This window comes from Kitasatospora sp. NPDC004272 (assembly GCF_053603035.1).
In genome coordinates this window covers 65,937-80,142 of record NZ_JBSGET010000017.1, presented here as the reverse complement: position 1 = coordinate 80,142, position 14,206 = coordinate 65,937, and the positions used below count along the sequence as shown (strand labels likewise).

Annotated in this window: 12 protein-coding genes; 8 read left to right on the top strand and 4 right to left on the bottom strand. The window is 72.3% G+C overall.

From position 1 onward, the window contains the following. Positions 1-66 precede the first annotated feature (66 nt). The 3 genes from ACWEO5_RS08390 to ACWEO5_RS08380 form a co-directional block, all read right to left on the bottom strand. The gene (locus ACWEO5_RS08390; RefSeq protein WP_452161317.1) at positions 67-936 is read right to left on the bottom strand and encodes an alpha/beta fold hydrolase; all 870 of its coding nucleotides are present in this window, start codon (positions 934-936) and stop codon (positions 67-69) included. A gap of 12 nt (positions 937-948) precedes the next feature. Continuing rightward, complete coding sequence (locus tag ACWEO5_RS08385) at positions 949-1,878, bottom strand: DUF4231 domain-containing protein (RefSeq protein ID WP_344553755.1); 930 nt, start codon at positions 1,876-1,878, stop codon at positions 949-951. Positions 1,879-2,066: 188 nt separating this feature from the next. Further along, a complete protein-coding gene (locus ACWEO5_RS08380; RefSeq protein WP_452161314.1) occupies positions 2,067-2,816 on the bottom strand; it encodes a sugar isomerase domain-containing protein in 750 nt (249 codons plus the stop codon). A 320-nt stretch (positions 2,817-3,136) separates the two neighbouring features. Between ACWEO5_RS08380 and ACWEO5_RS08375 the strand changes: the two genes are divergently transcribed. Continuing rightward, positions 3,137-4,363, top strand: coding sequence for an RNA-guided endonuclease InsQ/TnpB family protein (locus ACWEO5_RS08375; RefSeq protein ID WP_452161312.1), 1,227 nt, complete (start codon positions 3,137-3,139; stop codon positions 4,361-4,363). Positions 4,364-4,518: 155 nt separating this feature from the next. After that, positions 4,519-5,208, top strand: a complete 690-nt coding sequence (locus ACWEO5_RS08370; RefSeq protein WP_344553753.1) for a metal-dependent transcriptional regulator — start codon at positions 4,519-4,521, stop codon at positions 5,206-5,208. 675 nt (positions 5,209-5,883) lie between these two features. Here the strand turns inward: ACWEO5_RS08370 and ACWEO5_RS08365 are convergent. Next, positions 5,884-6,588, bottom strand: a complete 705-nt coding sequence (locus ACWEO5_RS08365; protein ID WP_452161310.1) for a bifunctional DNA primase/polymerase — start codon at positions 6,586-6,588, stop codon at positions 5,884-5,886. Between the two features lie 255 nt (positions 6,589-6,843). Between ACWEO5_RS08365 and ACWEO5_RS08360 the strand changes: the two genes are divergently transcribed. The 6 genes from ACWEO5_RS08360 to ACWEO5_RS08335 all read left to right on the top strand — a co-directional run bounded on the left by ACWEO5_RS08360 (position 6,844) and on the right by ACWEO5_RS08335 (position 12,902). After that, on the top strand, positions 6,844-8,220 hold the full coding sequence (locus ACWEO5_RS08360; protein ID WP_344553750.1) for a tetratricopeptide repeat protein: 1,377 nt from the start codon (positions 6,844-6,846) through the stop codon (positions 8,218-8,220). Between the two features lie 237 nt (positions 8,221-8,457). Then, positions 8,458-9,564, top strand: a complete 1,107-nt coding sequence (locus tag ACWEO5_RS08355; RefSeq protein WP_452161308.1) for a hypothetical protein — start codon at positions 8,458-8,460, stop codon at positions 9,562-9,564. A 213-nt stretch (positions 9,565-9,777) separates the two neighbouring features. Then, complete coding sequence (locus ACWEO5_RS08350; RefSeq protein ID WP_452161325.1) at positions 9,778-11,511, top strand: recombinase family protein; 1,734 nt, start codon at positions 9,778-9,780, stop codon at positions 11,509-11,511. Between the two features lie 383 nt (positions 11,512-11,894). Continuing rightward, on the top strand, positions 11,895-12,143 hold the full coding sequence (locus ACWEO5_RS08345; RefSeq protein ID WP_452161306.1) for a hypothetical protein: 249 nt from the start codon (positions 11,895-11,897) through the stop codon (positions 12,141-12,143). 2 nt (positions 12,144-12,145) lie between these two features. Further along, complete coding sequence (locus ACWEO5_RS08340) at positions 12,146-12,643, top strand: hypothetical protein (RefSeq protein WP_452161304.1); 498 nt, start codon at positions 12,146-12,148, stop codon at positions 12,641-12,643. A gap of 1 nt (position 12,644) precedes the next feature. Further along, the gene (locus tag ACWEO5_RS08335) at positions 12,645-12,902 is read left to right on the top strand and encodes a hypothetical protein (protein ID WP_452161302.1); all 258 of its coding nucleotides are present in this window, start codon (positions 12,645-12,647) and stop codon (positions 12,900-12,902) included. Positions 12,903-14,206 lie beyond the last annotated feature (1,304 nt).

Sequence of the window (14,206 nt, the reverse complement as noted above, 5' to 3'; positions counted from 1 at the left end):
CGCCATCCGCTGGGCCGCCCACGCGTAGCGGCCGCCCCGGTCGCGGCGCCGCGACCGGGGCGGCCGCTACGCGTGGGCGGCCCAGCGGATGGCGTCGGTCATCTCCTTGAGGGAGCCGAAGTGCGCGGCGCCCGGTTCGAGGTAGAGCTGCGCGCCGGGGATGTGGTCGGCGAGCCAGGCCGAGTGGCCGACGGGGGAGAACCGGTCGTCGGCGCCGTGCCAGAGGCGGACCGGGACGCGGATGGCGTCCACGCTGAAGCCCCAGTCGGCGATGAAGGCCAGCACGTCGTCGATCCAGCCGTCGGCGCCGTACCGGAACGCCTGGCGGTACGCGGACTGGAACATCCGGCGCACGCCGATGTCGGCGACCACGGTGCGGTCCGGCGGGGTGAGCTCGGGGACCAGGTTGCGGATCAGCTGGGCCGGGTCGCGGCGGATCACCCGGGAGCGGACCTGGAACTGGTCGGCGATCCGGGGCCGGCCCAGCTCGGCCTGGCGGTAGGCGTGCTCGTTGGAGGGGGTCATCCCGGCGAACCAGTCCAGGCCCTCCGCGTGCCGGGGGGCCAGCGAGACCTGGGTGGCGGCCCGGCTGACCCGGTCGGGGAGCAGCGCGGCGCAGGCGAGCGCGTGCGGGCCGCCGCCGGAGCGGCCGACCACGGCGAAGCCGTCCAGGCCGAGGCCGTCGGCGATCACCGCGACGTCGGCGGCCGCGGCGGCGACGTCCCGGCCGGGCAGCCGGGTCGACTCGCCGTAGCCGGGGCGGTCGAAGGAGATCAGCCGGACGCCCATCCGGGCCAGCACGGCACTGCGCGGGGCGGGCCCGACCCGGCTGCCCGGGGTCCCGTGCAGCAGGAACACCGGTCTGCCGGACGGGTCCCCGGAGATGTCGACGGCGAGGACGCCGCCGTCCGGCGTCTCGATCCTCCGTGGCGCCACGGGGCCTCCTGCTCAGCTGGGAATGTCGAGGCTGCGCACCTCGCGGCGCGCCTGCCAGGTGGTGTGCTCCCGGGAGATGGCGTCCTCGGCGTCCCGGGCGAGTCGGGCCCAGATCTCCTCGGCGTCCGCCGAACCGAGGTCGGCCGAGGCCAACTGGGCCTCGACCTTGGCGAGTTCGGCCGCGGCGAGGGTGTAGGCGGCGGCCTGCGGCCGGTACTGGCGCAGCTGCGCCCAGGCCGAGACGGACGCGGCGACGGCCGAGATCGCGCCGAGCGCGTCGAAGCCGAACTGGCCGAGGGCGCGCAGCACGGCGAGCAGCAGGCCGGCCGCGGGCAGCACGATCGCCAGCCGGCCGACCCGGCGGGTGGCGTTGCGGCACTGGATGGCCTTGGCCTGGTACCACTGGCGCTGGCTCTGCACCCGCTCGCGCAGGTAGATCTCCCGGCGGACCGGCAGCGGCTGCTCGCGCAGCTGCTCCATGGTGTCGGTGATCTGCGGGTGGCGGGCCGGGGCGCGCCAGGTGCGCAGCTCCTCGGTGACGCCGGGGGAGACCAGTTCGGTGTCGAACTCGCCCAGGATGTTCGAGAGCTGGACGTCGTAGAGGCGCTCGGCGTCGGGCAGCTTGCGCGGCGGGGGCTGGTAGGAGTCGGCCCGCACCGCGTACTTCCACACCAGGGTCTTCACCGACTCGGCGACCGCCCGGCCGTCGTACCAGAGCCGCTGCGGGTTCTGCCGGGCGACGGTGACGGCGATGAACAGCGCGCCCAGGTACGCGATGGCGGCGGCCCAGGCCCACGGCGGGCCGTCCGCGGAGCCGGCGAAGGCCGCGCCGATCAGCAGCAGCAGCTCCCAGCGGGAGAGCGCCACCGCCCTGGCCTGGCCCTGCAGGGACGCGCCGTCGGCGGCCCAGAAGACGCGCGGGAGCAGGTCTTGCTCCCGCACGAAGCCGATCGAACGCCCCGCCCCAGCCGCCATCCCCGCCCCCGCAGCGCAGTCTCACCGGTCCCGTGAGTCCTTCCCATCGCTGGGACAACTCACACGGGCGGCACCGGAGTTGGCCGAATGGGGCGGGTCGGGGACCGGCCGCGGCGGGCGCCGTCGCAGGGGCCCGCCGCGGGGGCCGCCGGGGGCTACCAGGCGTAGAAGATCCGGTCCGCGTTGTCGGCGATCACCTTGTTGTTCCACTCGGTGCCGCCGTCCACGTTGCCGGAGCGGAACAGCGGCGGGGTGATGCCGCGGTCGGCCAGCTTGGCGATCGCCGAGGCCGTCACCGCCTGCATCAGGGCGCTGGTGGTGATGGTCGACACCGAGCCGAACGGGGCGCCCGCGCCGGGGTGGTCCAGCTCGCCGTCGCCGACCCCGATCTTGCTGTCCAGGACGACGTCGCAGTTGTCCTTGAGGTAGGTGCCGGACGGGTGGTTCGAGGTGACCGCGCCGGGATAGGCCAGCGAGGTCACGCCGATCACCTTCAGGCCGCGGTCGCGGGCGTGCTGCGCCAGCTCGACCGGCATCACCTGGCGGCCGGAGAGCGAGATCACGAACAGCAGGTCGCCGCTGCGGGCCGGGGTGAGGTCGAGGGTGGTGGTGGCCAGCCCGGAGACCCGCTCCAGGGCGCTGCCCAGGTGCGCGGGCATCACGTTGACGCCGGTCATCCCGGGCACGTTGAGCAGGTTCATCACCACCAGGCCGCCGGCCCGGTAGACCACGTCCTGGGCGGCCAGCGAGGAGTGCCCGGCGCCGTAGGTGAAGATCCGCCGGCCGTGCTCGACGGCCTCGGCCAGCAGTTCCGCGGCGGCCTCGATGTTCTCCCCCTCCTCGGCGCGGATCCGCTCCAGGTGGGCCGTGGCGGCGTCCAGGTACCGGCCGACCAGTTCGCTCATCTCTGCTCCGTACGGGCTCGGGGGCGGCCGGTGGTCCAGACCGCTGCTGGGAGAAAGCTACCCGGAACGATCGCCCCTCCACCGGGCTTCGGCCCGCTGATGAAGCGGCCCTGGGCCACGTTCCGCTCTGCGCGGCGGGAGCCCCCTGTGCTGTGGACGGGTGCACGGCGGTGGTGCTCGGCCGGGCCGGGTGCCGATCGGTGGACATTTTGTGGCGGTGCTTCGTCACGGAACCCAAGTGGGCGGGCAAGTGGGGACAGGTGTTGGCGGGGCGGATTGTTCCGGCGCCCGGTCGCGGTCCGGGAGACTACGGTGCGGTTGTGCAGCTCAGGTACTCCTTCCGCGTCTACCCGATGGCGGGTCAGCGTGCTGCGCTGGCCAGGACGTTCGGCTGTGCCCGGGTGGTTTTCAACGACGCCCTCCGGGCCCGTGAGACCGCTCGGGCCGCGGGGCTGCCGTTCGTCACCTCCAGCGAGTTGTCCAGGCGGCTGACCGCGTCCAAGAAGACACCGGAGCGCGGGTGGCTCGGCGAGGTGTCGTCCGTGGTCCTCCAGCAGTCCCTTCGCGATCTGGACGCGGCGTACCGGAACTTCTTCGACGGCTTGAAGGGCAGGCGTCCTCGCGCTGGCGCCCCGCGCTTCAAGAGCCGTAAGGACACCCGGCAGGCGATCCGGTTCACCGCCAACGCCCGGTGGAGGATCACGCCGGGCGGGAAGCTGTCTCTGCCGAAGATCGGCGATCTGGCGGTGAAGTGGTCCCGCGCCCTGCCCTCGGTGCCGTCCGCCGTAACGCTCGTCAAGGACTCCGCCGACCGGTACTTCGCGAGCTTCGTCGTGGAGACCGGGCCCCAGATCCTCCCTGAGGTCGAGCCGGTGATTGGTCTCGATCTCGGCCTCGGGCACTTCGCGGTCCTCTCCGACGGCACGAAGGCCGACAGCCCGCGTTTCCTGCGCCGGGCCGAGAAGCGGCTGAAGAAGGCGCAGCGCGCCCTGTCCCGGAAGGAGAAAGGGAGTAGGAACCGGGAGAAGGCCCGCCGCGAGGTCGCCCGTGCTCATGCGCGGGTGGCCGATGCGCGGCACGAGTTCCACCACCGGCTCTCCACGAAGGTCGTCCGCGACAACCAAGCGGTGGCCATCGAGACGCTGTCGGTGAAGGGGCTCGCGCGCACGCGCATGGCCAAGTCGGTGCACGACGCCGGCTGGTCGCGGTTCGTGGCCATGCTGGAGTACAAGGCCGCACGCTACGGGCGGCAGTTCATCCGGATCGGACGCTTCGAACCCACCAGCCAGGTGTGCTCGCACTGCGGCGTCAAGGACGGTCCCAAGCCGCTGAACGTCCGCGAGTGGACGTGCAGGGCGTGCGGGGTCGTCCTCGACCGGGACGTCAACGCGGCGGTCAACGTCGCCAGGGCCGCCGGACTGGCGGTGACAGCCTGTCGAGCGCAGGTCAGACGGGCACCCGTGCCCGCACCGCGCGACGAAGCAGGAACCCACCCGAAGCACCCCACCCCGCCGGTGCGGGAGCAGGCGGGAATCCCCGGCCCCTAAGCCGGGGAGGATGTCAAGGCGTGCACGGTGGCCCGGGCCGGGCCCGGCTGTCAACAGCCACGAAAGAGTGCGGGCATAGCGGGCGCGCGCACCTGGTTGTCACCCGGGTACGTCAGAATTGGCGGTGAGGACACCGAAGAACGGAGCCAGGGGCGATGTCAGGGCTGATCGACACCACTGAGATGTACCTCCGCACCATCCTGGAGCTGGAGGAAGAGGGCATCACCCCGATGCGCGCCCGGATCGCCGAGCGGCTGGAGCAGTCCGGCCCGACGGTGAGCCAGACGGTGGGCCGGATGGAGCGGGACGGCCTGCTCCAGGTCGCCGAGGACCGGCACCTCGAACTGACCGGCGAGGGGCGCAAGTTGGCCGTCCGGGTGATGCGCAAGCACCGGATCGCCGAGTGCCTCCTGGTGGACGTGATCGGCCTGGAGTGGGAGCAGGTCCACGAGGAGGCCTGCCGCTGGGAGCACGTGATGAGCGAGACGGTCGAGCGCAAGGTGCTCGCCATGCTCGGCCACCCCAGCCAGTCCCCGTACGGCAACCCGATCCCGGGCCTGGACGAGCTCGGCGACACCAAGGCCGAGGGCGAGGGCTACGACGCCGGGCTGGTCACGCTGGAGGCGGTCGCGGTCGCGGGGGGCACCGACGTGGTGGTCCGCCGGATCGGCGAGCCGATCCAGACCGACGGCGAACTGATGCGCACCCTGCGCCGGGCGGGCGTCCGCCCCGGGGCGACGGTCCGGGTCTCCCCGGCGGCCGGCGGCGTGCTGGTCGGCAGCGGCGAGAGCGCGGCCGAGCTCGGCAAGGAGATCGCCGCGCACGTGTTCGTCGCCCAGCCGTAGCACGGGCCGGAGCCGGCCGGGCCGTGCGGAGCCGGGCCCGCGGTGCGCGGGGCGAGCACGAGGCGCAGGGCCCGGTGTCCCCACACCGGGCCCTGCGCCCCTCCCCGTTCCCCCTGCTCCCCTCCCGTCCCCCGCCCGGTCGCGGTCGTGCGCGGCTCCCCGGCCGCGCCCGGCCGCTCCCGTCCCCCTCCTGCTCCCCTCCGGTTCCCCCGGTGTCCCCTCCTGCTGTTCCCCGCCCGCTGCCGCATTCGGCTTCCCCGTCCGAACGCCCTCCCGGCAGCCCCCCACGCTCTCGGTCCGCTCGCTGGCTCCCTCCGCTCCGTTGGCCCCGTGCCGACGTTGAGGATGATCCCCTCGGCAACCGCGGCCAATCCTTGAGCGATGTCACCCGATCGGTGGGCTTCCCCCGTTGACCTGCGGGTATGACGACCGGTTCCGGAAGATCACGCTCCGGACGGGCGCCGGGCGGCCTCCGGGCGGGCCGGGAACGGCCCCGTGCACGCGAACGGCGGGCCCCGCCCCCGGATCGGGGGGCCGGGCCCGCCACGGCCGCGCGGGGTGTCGCGCGGGCACGCCCCCCACCGGATCGGCCGGGGGCACGTTCGGGGGCCTCCAGGGCCTAGTGCCGCGTCAGGCGACCTTCGCCCGTCGCGGCAAAGGCTGCCTGACGCGGCACTAGCGCACGGCGGCGGCCGGGCGCTGCACGGGGCGCGGGGCGGTGGCCTCGCGCCCGCAGGCGTAGGCGAGCGGGCTGACCAGTTCCATCGCGTCCGGCAGCCAGCGGTTCAGCGCGGACGGCGGCCGGGCCCACTGCGCGGAGGCGTACCCGCCGACCCGGGACGGCGGGGCGACCACCCAGTCGCCCTCGCCGCGCGCCACCAGGTCCAGCCGGTCCGGCGACCAGCCGATCTGCCGGAGCAGGTCCGGCAGCTTGTCGACCACCCCGGGCAGCACCAGGAAGTGCAGCCGCCGCCCGTCGCGCCCGGGTGAGGCCGGGGCCGCCACCACCGGGCCCAGCTGCAGCCCCATCCGCTCCATCCGGGCGAGCGCCAGGCAGCCCGCCACCTCCGGCACGTCCAGCACGTCGAAGGACCGGCCGGTGGGCAGCAGGATCGACGCCTCCGGGTTCTCCGTCCACCACTTGCGGACCACCCCGGGACCGGCGCTCGCCCTGCGCCGCCAGTCCGCACCGAGGGGGTGCGCGCCGGGGAGCGCGCAGCGTTCCTCACCGCAGGAGCAGCGGGCCGGGCCGTCGCCGTCGAGCAGCCAGGTGCCCGGCGCGACCTCCCAGTGCCGGTCCTCGGCGTAGCGGACGGCTTCGATCAGCAGCGGCGGCAGGTTCTGTTCGGGGGCTCCCGGGGTGTTGTCCACGTGCTGCACAACTACCGTCCGTGAGTGCGGGTTACGGCCCGGGGCCGAACGCTTCGAACGGGGCGCGCGTTGTCACCCGGGACGGTGATCCTGGTCGGAACCGGTCGGCTGAGCAGGGGCGGTAACGGGCGCAGTAGGGGCGCACAGAAGCATTCACCCGGGCGCGTGGGGAGCGGGTACGTCACCGTGGGTATTCCGCATGGTGTTGCACAGTCGTCGCCTTCCGGTCGGGTCCGGACGGCGTTGGGGAGGCGGAAAAATCCCATGGCCGCGAGACCACTCGTCGCACGAGAGCCGAACGAGCGTCTGCAGCAGCTGATCCAGGAGGCGGGCTGCTCCAATGCGGGCCTCGCCCGCCGGGTCAACCTCTGCGGAGCAGAACACGGACTCGACCTTCGCTACGACAAGACCTCCGTCGCCCGCTGGCTGCGCGGGCAACAACCCCGCGGGCAGGCGCCCGCGGTGATCGCCGAGGCGCTCGGCCGCAAGCTCGGCCGCGGCGTGACCGTGGACGAGATCGGCATGGCCGACGGCAAGAGCCTCAGCTCCGCCGTCGGCCTCCAGTTCGCGCCCAGCCTGGGCGCCGCGCTGGAGCAGATCTGCGAGTTGTGGCGCAGCGACGTCGGCAAGCGGGACTTCCTGGCCGGCACCACCGTCGCCGCCTCCGCGCTGGTCGAACCCAGCCGGGACTGGCTGATCACCCCGCCCGACCCCGTCGTCGCCCGCACCGGCGGCACCCGGGTGGGCCTGGCCGACGTCGCGGCGATCCGGGCCACCACCCAGATGCTGGTCGACCTCGACCACCGCTTCGGCAGCGGCCACGTCCGCCCGGTCGTGGTGCACTACCTCAACAGCGTGGTCTCCGGCTTCCTCGGCGGCTCCTACCGCGACGAGACGGGACGTCAACTCTTCGGCGCCGTCGCACGGCTGACCGAACTGGCCGGCTACATGGCCGTCGACACCGGCCAACCCGGCCTCGCCCAGCGGTACTACATCCAGGCGCTGCGCCTGGCCCAGGCCGCCGACGACCGCGGCTACGGCGGCTACGTGCTCGCCGCCTCGATGAGCCACCTCGCCGCGACCCTCGGCAACCCCCGGGAGATCGCCCAACTCGCCCGCGCCGCCCAGGAGGGCGCCCGCAGCGTGGCCACGCCCACCGCGATGGCGATGTTCTACGCCGCCGAGGCCCGCGGCCACGCCCTGCTCGGCGACGCGTACTCCTGCGAGAACGTCGCGGCCAAGGCGCTGGCCGCGATGGAGCGCCGCAACCCGGCCGACGACCCCGACTGGATCGTCCACTTCGACGAGGCCTACCTCGCCGACGAGTTGGCGCACTGCCACCGGGACCTCCAGCAGGGCGAGCGGGCCGAGCACTACGCCCGCACCGCGCTCGAACTGCACCCCGCGCACCGGGTCCGCCGCCGCGCCGTCGACCTCGTCCTGCTGGCCACCGCCCAACTCCAGCAACGGGACCTGGAACGCGCCTGCGAGACCGGCACCGAGGCGGTCCGGCTGCTCAGCGGGCTGCGCTCCAACCGCGGCGTCGAGTACCTGGACGACTTCCGCACCCGGCTGGAGCCGTACCGCGGGCACCGCGCCGTGCGGGAGTTCCACGCCCGGATGGACGGTGAGGCGGCGTGAGACGGTGCGCGGCGGCGGCGCGCGAGGGTGCGCGCCGGTCCGCGGCGGTGCGCGGCGGCCGCACGGCGTCCTAGCGGACGCGGGAACGTGAAGCAATAGCACAGAACAGCAGCCCGCGTAGTCACCTGTGCCGGTGAACGGGTACCGTGGCCTCGCAGTTGTGGCCCGCCGTCAGCAAACCGGCGGGGCAACCGAGAGGCCCGGGATCCCGGTGCCGTGCACAGGTGAGGAATCGCGTTGAGCCAGCGCCGCTCGTACCCCAACTCCGGCGACTTCAATCTGGACGACCTCTTCCGCCCGGAGCCCGCCGCGGACGGCCAGGGTGCTCCGGCGCAGGCCGCCGGGCAGCCCCCGTACGCCCAGCCGCAGCCGCCCGCACCGCCGCAGGCCCCCGTCCCCCAGCAGCAGTCCGCGCCGCCGCTCGGCCAGAGCGGCAGCCCCGAGTACTGGGGCGCGCCCCCGCAGCAGGCCGCGGCGGCCCCGCAGGCCGACGAGGGCGCCACCCAGTACCTCCCGCCCTACCCGACCGGCGGCCCGGCCGTCGGCGCCCCCCAGCCCGGCTTCCCGCAGCAGCCCCCGCAGGCCGCCCCCTACGCCCCGACCTACGGCGGCGGCGTCGGCTACGGCGCCCCGCAGCAGCAGGGGTACGCCCCCGCCCCGGCCCCCGCCCACGACGGCTACCAGCCGCAGGGCGCGGCCGGCGGCCGCCGGCGCAACCCCAAGGTGCTGATCGGCGCGGGCGTGGCCGGCGTCGCGGTGGTGGCGATCCTGGTCGGCGTGCTGGCCAGCGGCGGCGGCGACGACAAGAAGGACAAGGACACCGCGAAGAGCGGCACCACGACCGGCCAGAGCGTCGCCCCCAGCACGGAGAGCGGGAACGCCGCCGTCAGCCCCGAGACGAAGGCCCAGGCCCAGGCGATGTCCGACCTGCTCGGCACCGCCAGCGCCAGCCGCACCTCGGTGGTCAACGCGGTCGCCGCGGTCGGCAAGTGCCAGAACCTTCCCGACTCGCAGGCCGCGCTCACCGCGGCCGCGGCGCAGCGCCAGGACCTGCTCACCAAGCTCGGCGCCCTCAAGGTCGACCAGCTCGCCGACGGCGCGAAGCTGGTGACCGCGCTCCAGCAGGCGTGGCAGGCCTCCGCCACCGCCGACTCCGAGTACGCCCTGTGGGCCGGCGACCTGGTGGCGGGCTGCGACCCGGCCAAGACCAAGGACAACCAGCACCTCCACAGCGGCGACTCGGCGAGCGGCACGGCCACCACGGCGAAGAAGCAGGCCGCGGAGCTGTGGGGCGCGATCGCCACCAAGACGGGGCTGCCGAACAAGGGCGCCGGCGAGCTCTAGCCGTCCGGCACGGGGGAACGGCTGCGCGCGGCGGGAGTGGCACGTCAGCGAGATCGCGGGACAGTGCAAGCTCTCGTCCTGCTTCGCGATCCGGCTGTGCGTGCTCGGTCGGCCGCCGAGTGATTCGGGTTCACACCTCTGGAGTGAACCCCCGTGTCGACTACCACCGCGCCCCTGACCAGCGGAAAGAATTCGTCCCCCTCTCTTACTGGCGTGGAGACCCTTAACAGCAGCCTCCCCGGTACCGAGCGCACGGTGTTCGCCCGGCCCCTTCGTGGGGTCCGGGCGATCCGTCTTTCGGTGATGCGGGACGAGACGACCAGTCCGGAGCGGCAGCGTGAGGCGTGCAACCTCGCCGCCGCGCTACAGAACATCGACTTCGGCGAGGGTGAGAACCTGCGTGAGGCCGTCGACCTCGCGGTGTCGGCGAGCAAGACCGCCCCATGGCAGCGCCCGGAGTTGGGGGCGTGGCTGGCCCGTCCCGACGAGTGGGACGTGATCGTGTGGTGGCGCTTCGACCGCGCGGTACGCGGGCAGGGCGACATGCACGAACTCGCCAAGTGGGCGAGCGAGCACCGGAAGGTCATCGTCTTCGCCGAGGGCATCGGCGGCAGTGCGCAGGTCTACGACTTCCGCAATCCGATGGACCCCATCACGACCATGATGCTCAACCAGTTTGCGTTCGCGGCCGAAATGGAGTCGTGGGCGACCAAGGAGCGTGTGACGGGTGCGCACGCTGCCATGCGGACGATGAACTACCGGCACGCCAACGGCGCCCCCGCCTACGGCTACAGGATCGTTCCCATGCCCGCCGAACTCGGCGGCGTCGGTAAGACCCTGGTGCAGGACGAGAGCGCGGTGAAGGTGCTGCTGCGGATCATCCGGGACCTGCTGGACGGCGTTGCGGTGCACAAGATCTGCGCTGCGCTGACCGCTGAGGGGGTGCTGACGCCCCGCGACCACTGGTCCCACCTCAACGGCAAGCCGACCGGCGGCAAGGTCGGTGCCGGGCGCAAGGGCTCGAAGGTGGTCAAGGTGTTCCGCTGGACCCGGCAGCTCATCCGACGGATTCTCACCACGCCCGCGCTGCTGGGCTGGAAGATGCACCGCGGCAACCCGGTCCGCAACGCACAAGGCGAGCCGATCATGTCCACCACCGAGCCGATCCTTACCCGCGAAGAGTTCGACGTGATCGGCGCGCTGTTCGAAGACAAGAAGCTCGGCGAGCAGAAGGAAGCCCCCGCCGACGCATCCCGGCTGCTCCACATCGCCCTGTGCGGGGCGTGCGAGGGCCCGATGTACAAGCAGGGCCGGGCTACCTCCCGCACCCAGCAGGACACCTACCGGTGCAGCAGCAGCGCCAACCACACCCCGTGCGCCGCCCCGACCACGATCCGGGCGGACTGGCTGGAGGAGTGGGCCGAAGCCCGGTTCCTGGACCTCGCCGGACGGGTGCCGGTACTGAAGACGCTGATCACCCCCGGCTACGACCCGCAGCGGGAGATAGACGAGGTGGCGGCCGAGTACGACGCCCACCAGGAGTTGAAGGGACAGCAGCGCTCCCGCACCGCCCTCAAGTCGTGGGAGCAGCGTCTCGCCGCCCTTGACTCCCGCCTCGCCGAACTGGAAGCGACCCCGGCACGCCCGGAAAAGCGGGAGCGGTTCAACACCGGGCAGACCCTCGCCGACGTGTGGACCACAGCGGACGACGAGACGCGCCGCGGGCTGCTGCTGGAGGCAGGGTTCCGGGTGTTCGTCGACAAGGCCCGTCCGGGCGGCTGGAGGCGCCTTGACGAGTCCCGGCTGCGCCTGTCGGTGGTCGGCGACCTGGACCCGGCCATCGAGTCGTGGGCGGGGCTGCGCGACGAATTCGGCACGGGACCGGACGGCGCCCCCGCAGCGGGCAGCAAGATGCGAATCCACACGCCCGTGGACCTGGCCGCGTAGACCGTCAGCGGGCAGAGGTGGTGACGGGGTGACGCAGATGACGCAGAATCTAGGTTCTCTTTACACGCGAGTGTCTATAAGAAACTGGTTTTTGCCTCACCAGCGTCACCCCGTCACCGCCCCGCTGGCCATCGTCCCCCTCTTCTAATTCCAGGAGAGGTGGGAGGCAGACCCCCTGTAGACGATGCCGATCGGTGCTGCTGGCCATCGTCCCCCTCTCTCTACCAGGGAGGGGCAGAAGCAGTCGGAGCTACCCGAGTGCGTGGAGATCGCCCCACTCTCCACAACAGTGAGGGCACAGAACAGCACCACCTCGCCCCTTCCCGGCTCCGGGCAGGGGCTTTTTCATGCCGTCGACACGGCGGCAAACCGGAGGAACCACCGTGAGCACCCCGAACAGTTCCCGCTACACCGACGAAGACCGCGAGACCCGCAGGCTCCGCTCCCGCGCCGACGCCTTCCGCTACAGCGCCCCCATGGAACGCCTCGCCGAACTCAAGCGCGACCGCCCCGACGAGTACGACCGAATGAGCCCCATCGCCCGGATCTCGCTCGGCCACTACGAAACCGCGAGGGACGCCGCCCGGCAGCTCGGCCGCAACGTCTTCGCCCCGACCGACCAGGAGGTCTGACCATGAACAACGACATCACCCGCGCCGCCGACAAGCTCGCCAAGCTCCGCGCCCAGGCCGACAAGCTCGCCGCCCCGCTTGCCGACGCGGAAGCCGCCCTGACGGCCGCACAGGAAGTCGAGCAGGCACGCCGTGCGGAGCGTGGCGCAGCGTACGACCGCGAGTTCGTGAAGACCTGGCGGGAGCAGGCCGACGCCCACTCCGCCCGAGGGCGCGAACTGCACGCCGAGTTCCTGGAACTCCTCGCCGCCGAACCGTGGTTCAAGGCATACGTCGCCCACCGGGCCGAGCGGCACAAGCGCGAGAAGATCCTCACCGCCGCGCAGAACGCGCAGACCCGCCTCGGGCAGGTGGTCACGGTGCCCGCGCACCGCTGGTACGACCTGCGGTTCCTCGAAGACCTCACCAGCGAGGTGGACAGGGCCGCGGAAGCGCTCGGCATCGCCTACGCCGAGGAACTGGACGTCAAGCGGGACGCCCACATCGAAGCGGCGGACTGACATGGCCCTCGACGCACTCGACCCCGGCCCGGACGGCACCTACCCGCACTTCCCCCGCGACGTACAGGGACGGCCCGTCTGGTCGGACGACCCGACCGGACTCCCGCCGGCCAACGCAGGGGCGCCGATGCTGCGCGGAGTCCAGCACATGCGCGACCCCGACCACCCGGGCCGGTGGCTGGCCATCGACCTGACGCCCCGCCACCCGGACGGGCAGCCGATCAACCCGCCCGTCCTACCGCCGGACGGCACCAGGTGAGGCGCTGGGCAGATCCCCGCCCGGCGATCCCGCGGGCAGCGCACAAGGTCACCAGTAGTCCCAACTGGCCGTCCATCCGCAGGGCCTACCTGGCGATGTACCCGCTGTGCCGGGTGTGCGGCGAAGAACGGGCCGAACTGGTCCAGCACCACCTGCACACCCGGGAACAACTGCTCGCGGACGGGGCTCGGGCCCCGGATGCCCCCGCGAACCTTCGGGGCCTCTGCGCGTTCTGCTATTTCACAGCGTGATCTCGGTGCCGCTGCGCTGCCTGTGCTGGGGCGCAGCGGCACCGAAGGAGCTGCCAAGGTAATTCAGGAGGGCGGGAGTTGGCTTCGGCGCCCCACCTCCTTGCGGCGGCGGGCGCGTTCACGCTGCCACTCCTGCCACAGCTCTTTGCGGTGGACGGAGTTCTGAGGCCAGACGGCCCGGAGCAGCATGGCAAGCGCGCCGATGAAGGTCGTGGGGGCAGCAACGACCAGCACGGCCCACCACGGAGCCGTGGACAACAGGTTGAGCACAATAAGCCTTCCGACCGGAAGTGGTCGGCGGGTCACCTATGCAGCTAGTACGACGCTCCCCAGCGCGCTGCTACGATGCCCGCCCCGGTAAGTACTCACGGGGAAAGCGGAGTTCGGACCACGAGGCGTGATCTGAGGCGTTCGTTCACTTGGCGCAGGCTTCGGCACACTCCGTGCCGTGACGTCGGTTTGGCTGAGTGACCGCGACAACAGCCCGAGCAGTACTGCTACCAGGAACCGCAGGACGCAGAGGATCAGCTCTGCCACTGCGGCGAGGAACTCTCGTACCGCCTCGCGGCGCTCGGACGGTGCCCGAGCCTCCCGCATTACAGCGGCCGACGATCGGACTCGCTCACGGGTTGTTTGAAGGTGCTCACGGTCGGGCCCTCGGCCGGAACGCTGGCAAAGAGTCTCTAGCGGGGGCAACGCTCGAACGCGGTACTGACCGTCAAGGATCAGCAGTGGGGCTGGACAGTCAACTTCTCTGCCCGGACCATCCAAAGTCCGAGAAGCCAATTGCGAATAGATCGTCTCAGGGTCAACGAGCTGCCTGAAAGCCTCGCGCTCCTGTGGGCTTGCGTCGTCCAGTAGATCGCTAAGGGACAGGCTGATGCCGTCTACTAGAGCTCGCAGCTTGAACTTGCTGGTCACCTTCCCCTCCTTTCAGCGGTGAGCTACAGAGTCTAGGCCGCCGCACGCACATGTGTAGTTGAGAGTGGACGTGCCCTATGCCGCGACGACCCTGCTCCCCCGTGCAGCATCCCCGGGTGTCCCGAGCTGACC